Origin of the sequence: Bradyrhizobium sp. 154 (assembly GCF_023073875.1) — a bacterium.
In the GTDB taxonomy this organism is placed as follows: domain Bacteria; phylum Pseudomonadota; class Alphaproteobacteria; order Rhizobiales; family Xanthobacteraceae; genus Bradyrhizobium.
This window is the reverse complement of the sequence record NZ_JADPKG010000030.1, coordinates 260,760-277,901: the sequence shown is the minus strand read 5'-3', so window position 1 is coordinate 277,901 and position 17,142 is coordinate 260,760. Positions and strand designations below refer to the sequence as shown.

Annotated in this window: 17 protein-coding genes and 1 riboswitch; of the genes, 3 read left to right on the top strand and 14 right to left on the bottom strand. The window is 64.4% G+C overall.

From position 1 onward, the window contains the following. Nucleotides 1-124 precede the first annotated feature (124 nt). The 3 genes from IVA92_RS06865 to IVA92_RS06855 form a co-directional block, all read right to left on the bottom strand. Entirely contained in the window at nucleotides 125-1,177 is a 1,053-nt protein-coding gene (locus IVA92_RS06865) for a hypothetical protein (protein WP_247281821.1), read from the bottom strand. A 104-nt stretch (nucleotides 1,178-1,281) separates the two neighbouring features. Continuing rightward, nucleotides 1,282-1,695 carry a PAS domain S-box protein gene (locus IVA92_RS06860; RefSeq protein WP_247281822.1) on the bottom strand — a complete coding sequence of 138 codons (414 nt, stop codon included), beginning with the start codon at nucleotides 1,693-1,695 and terminating at the stop codon, nucleotides 1,282-1,284. 180 nt (nucleotides 1,696-1,875) lie between these two features. Next, nucleotides 1,876-2,982, bottom strand: a complete 1,107-nt coding sequence (locus IVA92_RS06855) for a 2'-deoxycytidine 5'-triphosphate deaminase (RefSeq protein WP_247281823.1) — start codon at nucleotides 2,980-2,982, stop codon at nucleotides 1,876-1,878. A 110-nt stretch (nucleotides 2,983-3,092) separates the two neighbouring features. Beyond that, nucleotides 3,093-3,172, top strand: a riboswitch (SAM riboswitch). 73 nt (nucleotides 3,173-3,245) lie between these two features. Here IVA92_RS06855 and IVA92_RS06850 point away from each other — a divergent pair. Further along, complete coding sequence (locus IVA92_RS06850) at nucleotides 3,246-4,433, top strand: O-succinylhomoserine sulfhydrylase (RefSeq protein ID WP_247281824.1); 1,188 nt, start codon at nucleotides 3,246-3,248, stop codon at nucleotides 4,431-4,433. 170 nt (nucleotides 4,434-4,603) lie between these two features. Here the strand turns inward: IVA92_RS06850 and IVA92_RS06845 are convergent, their stop codons facing one another. Genes IVA92_RS06845 through IVA92_RS06835 form a run of 3 tightly spaced genes read right to left on the bottom strand, consistent with a single transcriptional unit; the run spans nucleotide 4,604 to nucleotide 7,635 of the window. Next, a complete protein-coding gene (locus IVA92_RS06845; protein ID WP_247281825.1) occupies nucleotides 4,604-5,587 on the bottom strand; it encodes an SGNH/GDSL hydrolase family protein in 984 nt (327 codons plus the stop codon). A 12-nt stretch (nucleotides 5,588-5,599) separates the two neighbouring features. Then, nucleotides 5,600-6,379, bottom strand: coding sequence for an SGNH/GDSL hydrolase family protein (locus tag IVA92_RS06840; RefSeq protein ID WP_247281826.1), 780 nt, complete (start codon nucleotides 6,377-6,379; stop codon nucleotides 5,600-5,602). After that, nucleotides 6,379-7,635 carry an OpgC domain-containing protein gene (locus tag IVA92_RS06835; protein ID WP_247281827.1) on the bottom strand — a complete coding sequence of 419 codons (1,257 nt, stop codon included), beginning with the start codon at nucleotides 7,633-7,635 and terminating at the stop codon, nucleotides 6,379-6,381. Before IVA92_RS06835 ends, IVA92_RS06840 begins: the two co-directional genes overlap by 1 nt. A gap of 197 nt (nucleotides 7,636-7,832) precedes the next feature. Between IVA92_RS06835 and apaG the strand changes: the two genes are divergently transcribed. Further along, a complete protein-coding gene (apaG, locus tag IVA92_RS06830; RefSeq protein WP_176945497.1) occupies nucleotides 7,833-8,225 on the top strand; it encodes a Co2+/Mg2+ efflux protein ApaG in 393 nt (130 codons plus the stop codon). Nucleotides 8,226-8,412: 187 nt separating this feature from the next. On the opposite strand, the gene IVA92_RS06825 is transcribed toward apaG, so the two are convergent. The 3 genes from IVA92_RS06825 to IVA92_RS06815 all read right to left on the bottom strand — a co-directional run bounded on the left by IVA92_RS06825 (nucleotide 8,413) and on the right by IVA92_RS06815 (nucleotide 11,707). Next, a complete protein-coding gene (locus IVA92_RS06825) occupies nucleotides 8,413-9,420 on the bottom strand; it encodes an Hsp33 family molecular chaperone (RefSeq protein ID WP_247281828.1) in 1,008 nt (335 codons plus the stop codon). A gap of 155 nt (nucleotides 9,421-9,575) precedes the next feature. Then, nucleotides 9,576-10,499, bottom strand: coding sequence for an ornithine carbamoyltransferase (argF, locus tag IVA92_RS06820; RefSeq protein WP_247281829.1), 924 nt, complete (start codon nucleotides 10,497-10,499; stop codon nucleotides 9,576-9,578). After that, nucleotides 10,499-11,707, bottom strand: a complete 1,209-nt coding sequence (locus IVA92_RS06815; RefSeq protein ID WP_247281830.1) for an aspartate aminotransferase family protein — start codon at nucleotides 11,705-11,707, stop codon at nucleotides 10,499-10,501. Before IVA92_RS06815 ends, argF begins: the two co-directional genes overlap by 1 nt. Nucleotides 11,708-12,175: 468 nt before the next feature. On the opposite strand from IVA92_RS06815, the gene IVA92_RS06810 reads away from it, so the two are divergent. Then, nucleotides 12,176-12,688, top strand: coding sequence for a GcrA family cell cycle regulator (locus IVA92_RS06810; protein WP_247281831.1), 513 nt, complete (start codon nucleotides 12,176-12,178; stop codon nucleotides 12,686-12,688). Between the two features lie 260 nt (nucleotides 12,689-12,948). On the opposite strand, the gene phoB is transcribed toward IVA92_RS06810, so the two are convergent. The 5 genes from phoB to pstC are packed head-to-tail and all read right to left on the bottom strand — an operon-like array spanning nucleotide 12,949 to nucleotide 17,056. Then, entirely contained in the window at nucleotides 12,949-13,656 is a 708-nt protein-coding gene (gene phoB, locus IVA92_RS06805; RefSeq protein ID WP_008143479.1) for a phosphate regulon transcriptional regulator PhoB, read from the bottom strand. Between the two features lie 14 nt (nucleotides 13,657-13,670). Further along, a complete protein-coding gene (phoU, locus tag IVA92_RS06800) occupies nucleotides 13,671-14,387 on the bottom strand; it encodes a phosphate signaling complex protein PhoU (RefSeq protein WP_091884957.1) in 717 nt (238 codons plus the stop codon). 11 nt (nucleotides 14,388-14,398) lie between these two features. After that, a complete protein-coding gene (gene pstB / locus IVA92_RS06795) occupies nucleotides 14,399-15,220 on the bottom strand; it encodes a phosphate ABC transporter ATP-binding protein PstB (protein ID WP_008541003.1) in 822 nt (273 codons plus the stop codon). Further along, on the bottom strand, nucleotides 15,217-16,062 hold the full coding sequence (gene pstA, locus IVA92_RS06790; RefSeq protein WP_247281832.1) for a phosphate ABC transporter permease PstA: 846 nt from the start codon (nucleotides 16,060-16,062) through the stop codon (nucleotides 15,217-15,219). The genes pstB and pstA overlap by 4 nt, the downstream gene beginning before the upstream one ends. Before the next feature lie 4 nt (nucleotides 16,063-16,066). Then, nucleotides 16,067-17,056 carry a phosphate ABC transporter permease subunit PstC gene (gene pstC / locus IVA92_RS06785; protein ID WP_247282048.1) on the bottom strand — a complete coding sequence of 330 codons (990 nt, stop codon included), beginning with the start codon at nucleotides 17,054-17,056 and terminating at the stop codon, nucleotides 16,067-16,069. Nucleotides 17,057-17,142: the final 86 nt, after the last annotated feature.

The window sequence follows — 17,142 nt, the reverse complement described above, 5'->3', positions numbered from 1 at the left end:
ATAAACAGGTGTGCCAATCAATCTATTCGCGCGCAGGGCGCGGCAGGGCTTGTTAGCATGGCGGGCGCCGATTCCTCCTGCGTCAGGTGCAGGCGTGCCCTGCGGCGGCGGCTTGTCACCGTCGCTATTCAATCGTCCAGACCAGCGGCGGGCGGCCGCCCTTCGCGGTGTGCATGCGCACGCCTATGTTTCTTCCGCATCCTGCAGCGAGGCCTTCGAACAATCCTTCCAGCACCTTGGCGCAGGTTTGGTGATAGTCGGCGACATCGTCCATCAGCCTCCAGCTCTGCTGATGGATTGCAAAGGCGCCTTCGGATTGCGAGGTCTCGGCCGCATCGTCCTGCGCGGCAAACAGCGCGCTCAGGAACGATGCGAATTCGCCCGCACCGCCGCGGCTCATCGCCAACGCCGCCGCGACCTCGTCGAAATATTGCATGCCGATCAGCTTGCCGGTGAGATGCAGGAGATAGCCGGCGTCCTCGGGGCCGAACAGCTGCACCATCACGGGCGCGGCGGTGCGGACATATTCCATTGCGTAGTTGCGATAGGCTTTTTCGAGCCGCGGTTTCGGCCAGCTCGCCACCGGCAAAGCCGGCGCGGTCTTCGCATCGAACGTAGGGGCCTCCAGATGCCGCGCGAACACCAGGCGCTGGTCAAGATCGAGCGGATGATCGTATTGATGATAATAGCCTTCGAGCCCATCCTGGCCGTCGACGCTCTGCTTGGTGCAGACGAAGCCGAGGCGGAGATCGCCGAGGGCTACGCCGTTGTTGGCGTGCCAGCCACGCAGCATCGCGCAGCTGACTTCGCCCGGCACGCCGCAGATCGCGGTGCCCTTCCAGATCCAACGCGGCGGCGGATAGCGGATCCAGGCCTTGGTGTCGCTCTCATACATGTATTCGACATGCACGCCGCCGATCCAGTTCGAGAGATAGTGATATTGCGCGGCAGCCACCGCCGGCGGCAGATGACGGAGGCCGAGCTTTTCCAGCCCCGGCAGGAAGCGCTCCTGCTGCTGGCGGCGGAACACGCGGAAGACAAATTCAGCGGCATCCGCCGTGCCGCGCCGCGTGACCACGGTGAGGATCAGGCCGGTGAAGTAGGCGTGATAGAGATCGGCGACCGCGCGCCAGCGTTTCCGTTGGGCTTGCTGCGCTGTGTCTGATGCGGCGGTCATGTTCGCTCCCGATCGTTGTTTTGATCGAATGTGTCACTGCACCCGGTGACAGGCAACATGGCACGCATGCAGACCGCCCTGCACGACGGCCCGTCAATTCCGCATCACGAATTTTGCGCAGCCTTGGCCGCGCGTTCGCGCTCGATGCGCTCCGTCACGTCGCGCGCCATCGCGACCGATCCGAGCACGGCTCCGCCGGCATCCCGTACCAGCGCGAAGGTCATCTCAATGTAGAGCTTGCGCCCGCTCTTGTGCAGCGCGCGTGTCAGCGTCGGCTTGCCCGCGAGCTTCATCGTGCCGCTGGCCAGCGCAGCCTCGAAGCCTTTCCAGTGCGCGGCGCGCAGATGCTCGGGAATGATCAGATCGAGGTTCTGGCCGAGCGCCTCCCCGGCGGAGAAACCGAACAAGGCGGCCGATGCCCGATTCCAGCGCATGATCGTGCCGGAGCGATCCGAATAGATCAGCGCGTCCGCGACGTCGTCGATGATTCTCGCGTCGAGTTGGGATGGATTGGTCATGACACCACCTCGCATGTAGCCCGGACTTCGGCTCGCATCCTGACACATACTCGGTGTCATCGCCCGACTTGATCGGGCGATCCAGTACTCCGCTGCGGAAGTTTCTTGCAACGAACTATCGCCGCAGAGTACTGGATGCCCCGGCCAAGCCGGGCATGACAGCGGAGCGTGGGGCTAGCGCTAGACCCGGAAATGCTTGCTCAGCTTCAGCCCCTGCGCCTGGTAGTTCGAGCCGATGCGCTGGCCGTACATCGCATCGGGACGCGCCAGCATCTTCTCGTAGACGAGGCGGCCGACGATCTGGCCATGCTCGAGGATGAAGGGCACCTCGCGCGAGCGCACCTCCAGCACGGCGCGCGCGCCTTGCCCGCCGGCACCGGCATAGCCGAAGCCGGGATCGAAGAAACCGGCATAATGCACGCGGAATTCGCCGACCAAGGGATCGAACGGCACCATCTCCGCGGCGTAATCGGGCGGGACCTGCACGGCCTCTTTCGAGGCCAGGATGTAGAACTCGCCGGGATCGAGGATCAGGCTGCCGTCGGGACGGGCCGACATCGGCTCCCAAAAATCTTCCACCGCATAGCCGGAGCGGCGGTCGACGTCGACGACGCCGGTGTGGCGCTTGGCGCGGTAACCGACGAAGCCGTTGGCCTTCTCGCCGGAGAGGTCAACCGAGACAGCGACGCCGCCGGACAGATCGGCATCGTCGATGTCGACGAGGCGCTCGGTCGCATGCAAGCCATCGAGCTCGTCGGCATTGAGGATGGCGTCACCGGTGCGGAAGCGTACCTGGGACAGGCGCGAGCCCTCGCGCACCAGCACCGGAAACGTCTTCGGGCTGATCTCGGCATAGAGCGGGCCGTGATAACCGGCGCCGATCATGTCGAAGCGGCGGGTCCCGTCGGCGATCACGCGGGTGAAGACGTCGAGCCGGCCGGTCGAGCTCTTGGGATTCGCGGCCGCGACGATCTCCGGCGGCAGCGCGAGGCTCTCCAGCAGCGGCACGATGTAGACGCAGTTGGTCTCGAGCACCGCGCCGTCGGCAAGGCTGAACTCGTGCAGCTTCAATTCGTCGATGCGCTCGGCGACGGTGGCGCCGGGACCGGGCAGGAAGCTGGCGCGGACGCGATAGGCGATGTCGCCGAGGCGCAGATCGAGGCTCGCCGGCTGGATCTGGCTTTCGACGAAGTCGTAGGCGGGCAGGATCAGCCCCGCCTCTGCCATCGCCGCAATCATGCGGTCAGGCAGGATACCATTGGCGTCGGCAGCGACCGTGAACGTCAACCGGGGGTCCTCAGCAAGGGGCAAACGCATCCCGAGATACGGGAAATACTAGCCTTTTACGGCTATCCGATGGACGCCTTGACGGAAAGGGCATTGCGGAATATGAGCATCACTTATCCCGTGGTGATTTGAGCCGGCCGGCTTGCAGCCACGTTAAATAAGTCGCTAAACAGGCCGGGGACCTCTGTGATCCCGGCCCATGGAGATATCCAGGCCGGTTTTTTTGTGACCATTTTTGCTCGAATGGTCATGTCGGAGGTCCTATGTCGAAGTCGCCTGCCACTTACCGTCCCGAAACCCGCCTGGTCCATTCCGGCACCCTGCGCTCGCAATATGGCGAGACGTCGGAGGCGCTGTTCCTGACGCAAGGGTACGTCTACAACAGCGCCGAGGAGTGCGAGGCGCGGTTCAAGGGCGAGGACCCCGGCTTCATCTATTCGCGCTATTCCAATCCGACCATCGCGATGTTCGAGCGCCGCATGATCGAGCTCGAAGGCGCCGAAGCCGCTCGCTCGGCGGCCACCGGCATGGCCGCGGTGACGACTGCGATCCTGGCGCCCCTGAAGGCGGGCGATCATGTGGTGGCGTCGCGCGCGCTGTTCGGCTCGTGCCTCTATGTGGTGCAGGATCTGCTGCCGCGCTACGGCATCGAGACCACGCTGGTCGACGGCCTCGACCTCGACCAATGGCAGCGCGCTCTCAAGCCGAACACCAAGACGTTCTTCCTGGAGAGCCCGACCAATCCGACGTTAGATGTGCTCGACATTCCCTCGATCGCCGAGATCGCGCACAAGGGCGGCGCGCGACTGGTGGTCGACAACGTGTTCGCAACCCCGATCTGGCAGAGCCCGCTCGCGCTCGGGGCCGACGTCGTGGTCTATTCCGCGACCAAGCATATCGACGGCCAGGGGCGGTGTCTCGGCGGCATCATCCTGTCCTCGGAAGCCTTCATCGCCGAGCACATCCACAATTTCATGCGCCAGACCGGCCCGTCGATCTCGCCGTTCAACGCCTGGGTCCTGCTCAAGGGCCTGGAAACGCTGGGCGTGCGCGTGCGCGCGCAGACCGACACCGCAGCGCGCATTGCCGAGGTGCTGGCGAGCCATCCCAAGATCTCGCGGCTGGTCTATCCCGGCCGCGCCGATCATCCTCAGGCCGCGCTGGTGAAGAAGCAGATGCGTGGCGGCTCGACGCTGGTCGGCTTCGAGTTGAAGGGCGGCAAGCAGGCGGCGTTTCGCGTGCTCAATGAGTTGAAGCTGGCGAAGATCTCCAACAATCTCGGCGACGCCAAGAGCCTCGTCACGCATCCGGCCACTACGACGCATCAGCGTCTGAAGCCCGAAGACCGCGCCGCGCTCGGCATCAGCGAAGGCTTCATCCGCTTCTCCGCCGGGCTCGAGCATGCGGAAGATCTGATCGAGGATCTGACCGCGGCGCTGGAGAAGGCGTGATCTTCTTACCCTCCCCTGGAGGGGGAGGGTCGGCTCACATGGAGCGCAACGAAATGTGAGACGGGGTGGGGTGACGGTCTTTCCGCATCCAACGCCCGAGCGGAGAGATCACCCACCCCGCTCGCCTGTGCGCGATCGACCCTCCCCCTCCCAGGGGAGGGTGAAGCAACCTACATCGGCCGATACGTGCGCACATCCGCGGGCACGTTCACACCGAGCTTGATCTGGCCGACGGAGCGGATGATGTCATCGGCGAGGAGTTGGGCGAAGCATGCGTAGCCCCAATCGTTCATGTGCAGGCCGTCGGCGATAACGAAACTCTCGACCGGGATCGCCTGCTTCTCGTGCCAGTCGCGCATCACCTCGAAGCGCGGGAAGATGCCAACGTGACGGAGCTCGGCGACCTTGCCGAGCAGCTTCACCATCTTGCCGGCGCTCTCGGCGCGCTGGTTGACCGCCGGCGAATATTGCGGATCGACCAGCACGATGTCGGCGCCACCGGCGGCCTGGATGCGGCTGATGCCGTCCTCGACCAGTTTTGCGGTATCGGCGGGATCGAGATTGCGCAGCACGGCGTTGGTGCCGACCTGCCAGATCACGAGATCCGGATGCACGTCGATGACCTGCGTCTGGAGGCGCTTCATCATCTCGGGCGCATCCTCGCCACCGACGCCGGCATTGATGACGGTGATGTCAGCGGTCGGATAGTGCCGGCGCAGCTGTGCGGCGAGACGGTTCGGATAATTGAACTCCGGCGAGCTCGCACCGAATCCTGCGGTGGACGACGAGCCGAACGCGACGATGACGACGGGCTGGCCGGCGACGAGCTTGCTTGCGACACGCGGCAGCGAGCCCATCGCCTTCGAGCCGCCCTTCGGCGGCAGGCAGGGCACGCGGCTGAAGATGTCGCCGGCGGACTTTGCGACTTCCTTCACCTTGTCGATGGCGCGCGCCGTGACGCCGCGCTGCTCGGGGGACGTCGCGGCGACGGTGGTCTGGGAGGGCGGTGCGGCAGCGGAATCAGCCGGCTGCGCGGGCGTCGCCTGAGCGGCTTGCGTCTGCGCGCGCGGCTGCGAAGCGGGCATCAGCAGCAGCAGCGCCGCCGCCGCGGGCGCCAGCCATGACGTCAGGCAAAAAGGGCGGAGAGAACTCATTAACGCTAGACCTCAATTTTGCTGCTGGGCCGGCTCCAGATGGGCAGCATCAATCACGAACTGTGCCAACGCCCGGCCAAGGCAATCATGGACCTGTTTCGCCAGTTCAGGCCCGCGGGACGGGTTGAACAAGTCGAACTGGCCCTGATCATTCCACTGTCGCATGATCGCGAAACGGTCGAACAGTGGGACGTCGTGCTCCTGCGCCACCACACGCATATTATCGAGAAAAGGCTGCGCCGAGATCATGGTTTCGGTACGCGGACTGTACTGCAAATTCATCAAGACGACGTCAGCCCCTGCCTTTTGCAACGCGGTAACCCCTTCGGTTACCGCGCCGCGAAAATCGTCGGGATCGATGGATCGGATAGCATCCACGGTCCCGGTCTGCCAGATGACCAAAGTAGGCATTTTTGCTTCCATCAGCTTAATGAAAGTGGACGCGGTCTCCCCTGCCGTTTTCTTGCTCTGTATTTCTACGGAGACGTGCACCACTTCGGACGCGGGCAGCTTCTCCTTGAGGATCGTCTCCATGCGCGCCGGATATGAGCTGCTCTCCGAGGATGGAATCGTGGTCGAGCGGCTTCCGATGACCAGAATCTCGAGCGGCTTGCCGGACTTGATGGCATCGGCGACTTTGGGAAGCTGGCTTTCGCTGGTAAGCAGATAGGACGGCAATTCGCAGGCCGGGGGCGCGGCCGAGGCAGCAGGCGCAGCATCGCCCGCGCGCGCCGTGGCCGCGGCGAGGCCACCGCATAGCAGGATCAGGCTCAGGAGAACCTTCGCCTTCATCAGCCCCCTCCCGCCAGATCGGCGTTGCCGACGGCGTTTTTGGTTTTCGCACCGCTCTTGTCAGCCACGCGCTTGTACCACGAAATCACCCACGCCACCCCCCACATGATCAGGATTCCGGAGAGACTAATCAACGCATGCATGGCTGCCCCGCCGGAAACTTCGGCCAGGATGAAATGGCCGGCGAAAGCCAGGAAGACGCCGAGACAGAAGATCTCGAGCGAATGCTGCCCGCATAGGATCAGCGGCCGCAGCCAGGGCGATTTCAGGCCCGGCCAGGTCCGCGGCAGGAAGCGCACGGTGAGCGCGGCCAGCGCCAGGAAATGTGTGAAGCGCAGCACGTCGAGATCGGTCTTGTCGATCGGATACATCCACTGCTCGATCCGCTTCGGCATGAAGTGGCCGAGCTGCGGCACGTACCAGGTCAGCGTCACGTAGAACGCCGCGGCGAGATAGGCGATCGAGATCCACATCGTCACGGGTGATGCCAGAATGCGCGACATGCGCCGCGCGCCTCCGAGCGCACACCATGCACCGAAGACGAAAAGCAATTGCCAGGCCAGCGGATTGAACGCCCAGAAGCCGTTCGGATAGGCCGAGAAGTAGAGGTCGTATTCCCACGTCACGGCGTAGAGCACGACCGAGAGGCCGAGCGTGACGTCGGGCTTCCACTTCATCGACCACAGGATCAACGGCAGCGCCAGCATCAGCACGATGTAGAGCGGCAGCACGTCCATGTTGACGGGCCGGAAGCGCAGCAGCAGCGCCTGCACGATGGTGACGTCGGGCTGCTTGAGGAAATCCATGATGCCCATCTCTTCGGTGTAGAGCGGGTTCTCGAAGCTGGTCGCCACATAGGAGATTTCGGCGAGGAAGATCGTGAACAGGAAGACGTGGGCGACGTAAATCTGCCAGACGCGGCGCAGGATGCGCGCGGTGGCGATGACGGCGCCGCTCTCCAGCATTGCCCGGCCGTAGACGAAGGCGGCGGTATAGCCGGAGATGAAGATGAAGATCTCGGTGGCGTCGCTGAAGCCGTAATTGCGAATGGTGAACCAGGTCAGCAGGCTGGTTGGCAGATGGTCGATGAAGATCAGCCACAGCGCCAGGCCGCGGAACAGATCGAGCCGGAGCTCGCGCTCGCCGATCGCCGGCAGCGTAATGGCTGGCGCGGCGGCGCGCGGCTTGGTCCCTGCGGGTTTGGCACCGGCGGTTCCCGCGATCGTCGATCCCGTCACTTGGTCGGCAATGGTCATCGGGGCCAAAAACCCTTCCGCAAATCGCGACGTTCAATGGAGTTTACCGGTCCGGCCGTCGTCTCGCAAAGCGGCCGGATCACATAAGGTTGTCTCCCCCTTGGGAGTCCCTTCCCCGCGAATTCTGGCGGGACGATGTCGCCAAAGCCGTCTCCGGCGTTTGGTTCCCCGGGCGGATTTCGCTATGATGGGCCATCATGTACCGCGCCGTGACCCGCCAGATCGAAGTGACCGTCGAGCCGAACTTTGTTCCGGAGCAGTCGTCGGCCGACCGCTCCCGCTATTTCTGGTCCTACACCATCGTCATCACCAATTCCGGTGACGAGACCGTGCAGCTGAAGACGCGGCACTGGATCATCACCGACGCCTCCGGCCGCCAGCAGGAGGTGAAGGGCGAGGGCGTCGTCGGTGAGCAGCCGATCCTGGCCCCCGGCGAGCGCTTCGAATACACCTCCGGCGTGCCGCTCACGACCGCCTCCGGCTTCATGACCGGCCGCTACCAGATGGTCAGCGAAAGCGGCGAGCGCTTCGAGATCGACGTGCCGACGTTCTCGCTGGACAGTCCGGACAACAAGCGGGTGTTGAACTAGCCTCCGATGTCATTCCCCGCGAAGGCGGAGAATCCAGCAAGCCGCGGCCTATCGGTTCAATCAGTGTTTGGCTCAATCACTGTCGTCTCGGAGTATTGGATCGCCCGATCACGGCCGGGCGATGACAGCGAGTATGTGCGAGCAGCCTCCCCAGCCTCGTCATTCCTAGCCTAGCTATGCGCGATGCCTAGGCGTCCTCCACGCCCGCCTCGTGCGGCGTGAACTGGTAGACCGACGAGCAGAACTCGCAGGTGACGACGACCTTGTCGTCCTTGACCATCGCGGCGCGATCGTCGGGCGAGAAGCTCTTGAGCATCGAGGCAACCGCATCGCGCGAGCAGGAGCACCGCGCTTCCAGAACCTGCGAATTGAACACGCGCACGCCGCGCTCGTGGAAGAGGCGAAACAGCAGCCGCTCGCCGGAGAGCTCGGGATCGATCAGCTCGACGTCCTCGACGGTCTCGATCAGCGAGCGCGCCTCGACCCAGGCGTCGTCTTCGGCGACGCTGTGCACCTCGCTGCCTTCGGGCGCATCCCCGGGATGCAGGTCCGCCTGCCGCGCGCGCTCCGGCGCCTTGGGCAGAAACTGCATCAACATGCCACCGGCGCGCCAGCGATGCTTGCCGCCGTCGCTACTGCGCCACTCCTCGCCGACCGCAAGACGCACGCGCGTCGGGATCTGCTCGGAGCGGAGGAAATATTCGTGAGCGGCCTCTTCCAGGCTGCCACCGTCGAGCGCGACCAGACCCTGGTAACGGCTCATGTCGGGGCCCTGGTCGATGGTCATGGCGAGATGACCGCGGCCGAGCAGCGTGCCGGAATCTTTGGCGTTACCGAGACGCGCGGCATCGAAACGCGCATAGGCGCGCAGGCGATCCGGCGCCATGTAGTCGACGACAAGGAACGACACCGGACCGTCGGTTTGGGCCTGGAGGATGAAGCGGCCCTCGAATTTCAGCGCCGAGCCGAGCAACGTCGTCAGCACGATGGCCTCGCCGAGCAGCTTGCCGACGGGAGCGGGATAATCGTGCTTGGTGAGAATGTCGTCGAGCGCCGGACCGAGCCGCACCAAGCGGCCGCGCACGTCGAGTGCGTCGACCTCGTAGGGCAGCACGGCGTCATCGATCGGAACCGGTGATGGCGCGCGAACCGGGCCTTCTGGCCCGGTTTTCATGTCAGGGGATTGGGAAACCATGGCCGTGTATCTGGGGTCGGAGGTGGGAAATGGAAGGGGGCGCGAGGGAGTGTTCCCGAGGCAGTTATGATCACACACGATACTGCTGGTTCGGCGTCGTCCCGGCTTCTCGCCAGGACGACGAACCAAACCCACTTCGCCTTCACCAGGCTGCGCTACTTCACCGCGTCAAAGCACCAGGCCAGAATGCCCTTCTGCGCGTGCAGGCGGTTTTCGGCCTCGTCGAACACGACCGATTGCGGGCCGTCGATCACTTCATCCGTGACCTCCTCGCCGCGATGGGCAGGCAGGCAGTGCATGAACAGCGCGTCGGGCTTGGCCAGCGACATCAGCTTGGCATTGACCTGGTAGGGCTTGAGCACGTTGTGGCGGTGCTCGCCTTCCTTGTCGCCCATCGACACCCAGGTGTCGGTGACGACGCAGTCGGCGCCCCTCACGGCGGCTTCCGGATCGGTGCCGAGCACGATCGGCGCATTGGTCATCTTGATCCAATCGCGCATCGCCTTTTTCGGCGCGAGCTCCGGCGGCGTTGCGACGTTGAGCTGGAACTTGAAGCGCTCGGCGGCGTGGGCCCAGGACGCCAGCACGTTGTTGTCGTCGCCTGTCCAGGCCACCGTCTTGCCCTCGATCGGGCCGCGATGCTCCTCATAGGTCATGAGGTCGGCCATCACCTGGCAAGGGTGCGAACGGCGCGTCAGGCCGTTGATGACGGGCACGGTCGCATGGGCCGCAAGCTCCAGCAGCGCCTCGTGATTGAGGATGCGGATCATGATGGCGTCGACATAGCGCGACAGCACGCGCGCGGTGTCGGCGATGGTCTCGCCCCGGCCGAGCTGCATTTCGGCGCCGGTGAGCATGATGGGCTCGCCGCCGAGCTGGCGCATGGCGACGTCGAACGACACCCGCGTCCGCGTCGAGGGGCGCTCGAAGATCATCGCCAGCGTCTTGCCTTCGAGCGGCCTGACCGGCTGATGCGCCTTCTGCTTCGCCTTCATGGCGGAGGATGCGGCGAGCATGCGCTTGAGCTCCGACAGCGGGAGCTCGTTGATGTCGAGGAAGTGCTTTGGCGAATTGCTCATCAGCTTGCCGCCCGCTTGGTCTGACTGCACGAGATCGCCGCGCAGGCGCGCTCGAGCCGCCCGACGCTGTCCTCGATCTCGGCTTCGGTGACGATCAGAGGCGGTAGGAAGCGCACCACATTGTCGCCGGCGCCGACGGTGAGCAGCTTTTCGTTGCGCAGGGCGGTAACGAGATCACCCGAAGGCACGACCGCCTTGATGCCGATCAGGAGCCCCTCACCACGGACTTCGCTGACGACATCAGGATAGCGATCGATCACCGAGGCGAGCTTCTGCTTGAGCAGCAGCGACATCCTCTGCACGTGATCGAAAAAGCCGGGCTCGAGCATGACGTCGAGCACGGCGTTCGCAGCGGAAATCGCGAGCGGATTGCCGCCGAAGGTCGAGCCGTGCGAGCCGGGCGTCATGCCGGAGGCCGCTTCCGCGGTGGCAAGACAAGCGCCGATCGGGAAGCCGCCACCGAGCGCTTTCGCCAGCGACATCACGTCGGGGGTGACGCCGAGACGGCGATGCGCGAACAGATCGCCGGTGCGGCCCATGCCGGTCTGCACCTCGTCGAACGCGAGCAACAGGCCCTTCTCGTCACAGAGCTGACGCAGCGCCTTGAGGAAGGCGGGTGTTGACGAACGCACACCGCCCTCGCCCTGGATCGGCTCGATCAGGATGCCGGCGGTCTGCGGACCGATCGCCTTCTTCACGGCCTCGATATCGCCATGCGGGACCTGGTCGAAGCCATCCATGGGCGGGCCGAAACCTTCAAGATATTTTGCCGAGCCCGTCGCCGCCAACGTCGCCAGCGTGCGGCCGTGGAAGGCGCCTTCGAAGGTGATCATGCGATAGCGATCGGGATGGCCTTTGGCGGCATGATAGCGCCGCACGACCTTGATCACGCATTCCAACGCTTCGGCGCCGGAATTGCAGAAGAACACGAAGTCCGCGAAACTTTCGTTGCACAAACGCGTTGCAAGCCGTTCGCCATCGGGACTCTGGAACAGGTTCGACATGTGCCAGAGCTTGGTCGCCTGCTCCTGCAATGCCTTGACCAACGCAGGATGGGCGTGGCCGAGCGCGTTCACGGCGACGCCCGAGGTGAAATCGAGATAGCGATCGCCATTGGTCGCGATCAGCCAGCAGCCTTCGCCGCGCTCGAAGCCAAGGTCCGCCCTGGCGAAAACGGGAAGCAGATGCGGCGCGGCGCTGTTGGTCATGACCATCACTTGGATGTTGCATTTGGACGTTGAGACCTGCCTGGCATGCCTTGCGCAGCGCACCATTGACCGGTCCGGAAAACGAAACGTGCCGCCTTTTAAGGGCGGCACGCGTCACCATCTTATGCCTGGCAAGACGGGTGTCAATGCCGCCCGGAAAGCCTCGCGAAACGCGAAATCCGTAGTCTTGCGGTGCCGATCTTGCGGGGTTTTCACCACGGAACATGTGGAAGCGAGTCGGCGGACTCTTGCGCGGGAGTCACGCCATATTGTAGCGTTTGGACTGTCAGATACGACATCTCGTGCAGCGGTTCTGATCCCAAGAGTCCTCATGTACCGGCGTAAACGTTCGGGCGTCAGTCACGCGCCCGGCGAGCCTTAAGGGATTCTGACGGCACGGGTTTTTCAAGGCTTAAGCATTCGCTGTGAGGCCCCAGGATGGCGGCGCGCAACGAGGGAAAGGGTGCAATGACGGTTTTGACCTGGTCCGACGATCGCGTCGAGCAGCTGAAAAAGCTCTGGGAGGCCGGACTTTCGGCCAGCCAGATCGCGGCCGAGCTCGGCAATGTGACCCGCAATGCCGTGATCGGCAAAGTGCACAGGCTCGGCCTGTCGGGCCGCGCCAAGAGCCCTTCATCGGCAGCGCCGCGGCCGCGCAAGGCGCGGCCCGCGCAGCATATGATGCGGGTGACCCGGCCGATCTCGCGCGGCAACACCGCGCTGGCGCAGGCCTTCGAGGTCGAGGTGGAGGCCGAACCGGTCACCTACGACAACGTGGTGCCGATGAGTCAGCGGCTGTCGCTGCTGGAATTGAACGAGGCGACGTGCCACTGGCCGGTCGGCGATCCCTCCAGCCCGGACTTCTTCTTCTGTGGCGGCAAGGCGCTGTCAGGCCTGCCCTACTGCGCCCAGCACTCGCGCGTCGCCTATCAGCCGGCAGCGGATCGCCGGCGGGCGGCACCGAAGCCGAGCACGCGGTGATTATTTCCTGAGATCGAACCGGCAGCCGTCACGCGGTGACGGCGCAACAAACCCGACGTCGTCCCGGACAAGCGAAGCGCCGGACCGGGACCGATAGCCACCGCAAGCCGTGGTTACGGGGACTCGGAGTTACCTTTTCGCGCAACAACCACGTCCTGTGGCTATGCGTCCGGATCGGCGCTTCGCTCCGGACAACGCTGCGCGTTGCCGGGAGCTACGCTTGTCCGGGACGACGACCGAGCTTGGTGACGCAGTTGGGCCTACGTCTGCTCCGCCTTTGCAAACCGATCATCCAGCGCATAACCCGCGCCGCGGACGGTGCGGATCGGGTCCTGCTCGCGGCCGAGATTGAGCAGCTTGCGCAGGCGGCCGATATGGACGTCGACGGTGCGCTCGTCGATGTAGATGTCGCGGCCCCAGACGCTGTCGAGCAGCTGCTCGCGCGAGAACACGCGGCCGGGATGCTCCAGGAAGAACTCCAGCAGGCGATATTCGGTCGGGCCGAGATCGATCGGCCGGCCCGAGCGCGCGACGCGGCGCTTGTCGCGATCGAGCTCGATGTCGCCATAGGCGAGCACGGTGGCGAGCCGCTCGGGGCTTGCGCGCCGCAGAAGGCCCTTCACGCGCGCGAGCAGCTCCGGCACCGAGAACGGCTTGACGATGTAGTCATCGGCGCCGGTCGCAAGACCCCGCACCCGCTCGCTTTCCTCGCCGCGCGCGGTCAGCATGATGATCGGGAGCTGCTTGGTCTCGGGACGGGTGCGCAGCCGCCGACACAACTCGATGCCGGACAGTCCCGGCAGCATCCAGTCGAGCACGATCAGATCGGGGATGTGTTCCTTGAGGCGGGTGTCGGCGTCGTCGCCGCGCATTACCGTCTCCACGTCATAGCCGTCGCCTTCGAGGTTGTAACGGAGAAGCTCGGTGAGAGCTTCCTCGTCCTCAACCACCATAATGCGTGCGCCCATGTTGTCGTCGCTCCCTAGGTATTCGGTACCGTCGTGGCGAAGGTCGTCATGTCGCCCTTCGGCCGCTTGTCGGTGATCGCCTGCCCCTCGATCATGTAGAACACGGTCTCGGCGATGTTGGTGGCGTGATCACCGATGCGCTCGATGTTCTTGGCGCAAAACATCAGATGGATGCAGAACGAGATGTTGCGCGGATCCTCCATCATATAGGTGAGGAGCTCGCGGAACAGAGAGGTGCAGATGGCGTCCACTTCCTCGTCGCCCTTCCACACCGCCATCGCCGCCGGCAAATCGTGCGCGGCATAGGCATCCAGCACCGACTTGACCTGCTGCTGCACGAGGTCGGTCATGTGCTCCAGGCCGCGGAACAGTTTCAGCGGATGGAAGTCCGTCTCCAGCGCCGCAACGCGCTTGCCCATGTTCTTGGCGAGGTCGCCGATGCGCTCGAGATCGGTGGCAACGCGCATGGCGCCGACGATCTCGCGTAAATCCACCGCCATCGGCTGGCGGCGGGCGATGGTGAGCACGGCGCGCTCCTCGATGCGCTTCTGAAGCGCGTCGAGCTCGGCATCGGTGGTGACGACGCGCTGGCCGAGCGCGACGTCGCGGCGGATCAGCGCGTCGACGGAATCGACGATCATGCGCTCGGCGATGCCGCCCATCTCGGCGACGAGGCGAGTGAGCTCCTGGAGGTCGGTATCGAAGGCCTTTGCGGTATGTTCAGTACCCATGTCCCGTCTCCTCAGCCGAACCGGCCGGTGATGTAATCCTGCGTACGCCGGTCGCTCGGCGACGTGAAGATCTTGCTGGTGTCGTCGAACTCGATCAGCTCGCCGAGATACATGAAGGCGGTTTTATCAGAGACGCGCGCCGCCTGCTGCATGTTGTGGGTGACGATCGCGATCGTGTAGTTCTCGGACAATTCCTGGATCAGCTCCTCGACCTTGGCGGTCGAGATCGGGTCGAGCGCCGAGCAGGGCTCATCGAACAAGATCACTTCGGGCCGCACCGCGACCGTGCGGGCGATGCAGAGGCGCTGCTGCTGGCCGCCGGAGAGCGACAAGCCGGACGCGTTGAGCTTATCCTTGACCTCGTTCCACAGCGCGCCGCCGCGCAGCGCCTTCTCGACGCGGTCGTCCATCTCGGACTTCGAGATCTTCTCGTAGAGGCGGATGCCGAAGGCGATGTTCTCGTAGATCGTCATCGGGAACGGCGTCGGTTTCTGGAACACCATGCCGACCCGGGCGCGCAGCAGGTTGAGGTCCAGCTTGGGATCGAGGATATTGGTCTGGTCGAGCAACAGCTGGCCGGTGGCGCGCTGGCCCGGATAGAGATCGTACATCCGGTTGAAGATGCGCAGCAGGGTCGACTTGCCGCAGCCCGACGGGCCGATGAAGGCCGTGACGCGGTTGGTGCCGAGGGCCAGATTGATGTTCTTCAGCGCGTGGTGCTCACCGTAGTAGAAATTGAGGTTGCGCGCGGTGACCTTGGCAGGCGCCTCGGGTAGCGGCTGTGAGCCGGGATGAACGGTCGGCGCACTTACGGAAACAGACATTTCACTCATTTTGCAGTCCTCTCGGCGCCAAGGATGCGCGCGCCAATGTTCAGGGCAAGCACGGTCAGGGTGATGAGCAGCGCCCCACTCCAGGCGAGCTGCTTCCAATAGGCGTAGGGGCTCTGCACGAAGTTGTTGATGGTGACAGGCAGGTTGGCCATCGTCTTGTCGAGGCCGAGGCTGAAGAACTGGTTCGACAGCGCCGTGAACAGCAGCGGCGCGGTCTCGCCGGCGACGCGCGCAGTCGCCAGCAGCACGCCGGTGATCAGGCCGGAGCGCGCGGCACGATAGGCGATCCGTTTGATCACCAGCGAGCGCGGCAGGCCGAGCGCGCTGGCAGCCTCACGCAGCGGGTTCGGCACCAGCAGCAACATGTCTTCGGTGGTGCGCACCACGACCGGGATCACGATCACGGCGAGCGCCAGCGCGCCGGCGATCGCCGAGAAGCCGCGCATCGGCACCACCACCGCGCCGTAGATGAACAGGCCGATGATGATCGAAGGCGCCGAGAGCAGGATGTCGTTGATGAAGCGGATCACCGAGGTCAGCTTGTCGTTGCGGCCGTACTCGGCGAGATAGGTGCCGGCGAACAGGCCGAGCGGCGCGCCGATGCCGACGCCGATCACGGTCATGATCAGCGAGCCGACGATGGCGTTGAGCAGGCCGCCCTCGTTCGATCCGGGCGGGGGCGTGTTCTCGGTGAAGACCTGGTAGTTGAGCCCGGCCAGGCCATTGTAAAGCAGCGTGATCAGAATCAGCGCGAGCCAAGTGACGCCGAAGGCGGCGGCTGCGATGCAGAGACCGCGGATGACGATGTCCCAGCGGCGACGGCGCGAATAGATCGGGTTCATGGCGTCACTTTCCGGCCTTGGTTTCCAGCCGCATCAGCATCAGCCGCGCGGCCGCGAGCACGAAGAACGTCAGCACGAACAGGAGCAGGCCGAGCAGGATCAGGCCGGACTGGTGCAGGCCGTCACTCTCGGCGAATTCGGAGGCGATCGCCGCCGAGATCGTGGTGCCCGGAGCGAAGATCGACGAGGAGATGCGGAACGAGTTGCCGATGATGAAGGTCACCGCCATCGTCTCGCCGAGCGCGCGACCGAGCGCCAGCATGACGCCGCCGATGATGCCGACGCGGGTGTAGGGGATCACCACGCTGCGGACGACTTCCCAGGTGGTGCAGCCGACGCCGTAGGCGGCTTCCTTCAGCACCGGCGGCACCGTCTTGAACACGTCGACCGAGATCGAGGTGATGAAGGGCAGCACCATGATGGCGAGGATCAGCGCGGCATTGAACAGGCTGAGATAGGACGGCGGACCTGCGAAGATCGCCCCCAGCACGGGGACGCCGTCGAAGACCCTGATCATGAACGGCTGGAAGGTGTTGGCCAGGAACGGGCCCAGCACGAAGAAGCCCCACATGCCGTAGATGATCGAGGGAATGCCGGCGAGCAGCTCGATCGCCATGCCGATCGGGCGGCGCAGCCATTGCGGGCAGAGCTCGGTGAGGAAGATCGCAATACCGAGACCGACCGGAATGGCGATCAGCATCGCGATGAAGGAGGTGACGAGCGTGCCGTACATCGGCCCGAGCGCGCCGAGCACGGGCGGATCGGCCGACGGCGCCCAGCGCTGCGTCCATAGGAACGAGAGGCCGTATTCCTTCATCGCGGGGAAGGCGCCAACGATCAGCGAAATGATGATGCCACCGAGGATCAGCAGCACCGAGATCGCGGAAAGTCGCGTGATCCAGTAGAAGGTGACGTCGCCGAGCTTGAACGCGCTCAAGGCCTTGGCGCGGTCATACGGTCCGGCGTCGTCGATTACGTCGCTCTGAACGGCCATCTCTGCCACGCCGATCCCCTGTACCCAGATTTATAGACGCTTGTTGCCGGTCCCGCGCCCCCGACACAGCACGACGCTGATCGGGG

Bases quoted from the DNA above. Each gene is read 5' to 3' on its own strand.
- apaG (WP_176945497.1), top strand. From the start codon at position 7,833: ATGTACCGCGCCGTGACCCGCCAGATCGAAGTGACCGTCGAGCCGAAC.
- IVA92_RS06815 (WP_247281830.1), bottom strand. From the start codon at position 11,707: ATGACCAACAGCGCCGCGCCGCATCTGCTTCCCGTTTTCGCCAGGGCG.
- IVA92_RS06845 (WP_247281825.1), bottom strand. From the start codon at position 5,587: ATGAGTTCTCTCCGCCCTTTTTGCCTGACGTCATGGCTGGCGCCCGCG.
- pstB (WP_008541003.1), bottom strand. From the start codon at position 15,220: ATGAGTGAAATGTCTGTTTCCGTAAGTGCGCCGACCGTTCATCCCGGC.
- IVA92_RS06860 (WP_247281822.1), bottom strand. From the start codon at position 1,695: ATGACCAATCCATCCCAACTCGACGCGAGAATCATCGACGACGTCGCG.
- pstC (WP_247282048.1), bottom strand. From the start codon at position 17,056: ATGGCCGTTCAGAGCGACGTAATCGACGACGCCGGACCGTATGACCGC.
- phoB (WP_008143479.1), bottom strand. From the start codon at position 13,656: ATGGGCGCACGCATTATGGTGGTTGAGGACGAGGAAGCTCTCACCGAG.
- pstA (WP_247281832.1), bottom strand. From the start codon at position 16,062: ATGAACCCGATCTATTCGCGCCGTCGCCGCTGGGACATCGTCATCCGC.
- IVA92_RS06835 (WP_247281827.1), bottom strand. From the start codon at position 7,635: ATGACCATTGCCGACCAAGTGACGGGATCGACGATCGCGGGAACCGCC.
- IVA92_RS06840 (WP_247281826.1), bottom strand. From the start codon at position 6,379: ATGAAGGCGAAGGTTCTCCTGAGCCTGATCCTGCTATGCGGTGGCCTC.
- phoU (WP_091884957.1), bottom strand. From the start codon at position 14,387: ATGGGTACTGAACATACCGCAAAGGCCTTCGATACCGACCTCCAGGAG.
- IVA92_RS06810 (WP_247281831.1), top strand. From the start codon at position 12,176: ATGACGGTTTTGACCTGGTCCGACGATCGCGTCGAGCAGCTGAAAAAG.
- IVA92_RS06825 (WP_247281828.1), bottom strand. From the start codon at position 9,420: ATGGTTTCCCAATCCCCTGACATGAAAACCGGGCCAGAAGGCCCGGTT.
- argF (WP_247281829.1), bottom strand. From the start codon at position 10,499: ATGAGCAATTCGCCAAAGCACTTCCTCGACATCAACGAGCTCCCGCTG.
- IVA92_RS06865 (WP_247281821.1), bottom strand. From the start codon at position 1,177: ATGACCGCCGCATCAGACACAGCGCAGCAAGCCCAACGGAAACGCTGG.
- IVA92_RS06850 (WP_247281824.1), top strand. From the start codon at position 3,246: ATGTCGAAGTCGCCTGCCACTTACCGTCCCGAAACCCGCCTGGTCCAT.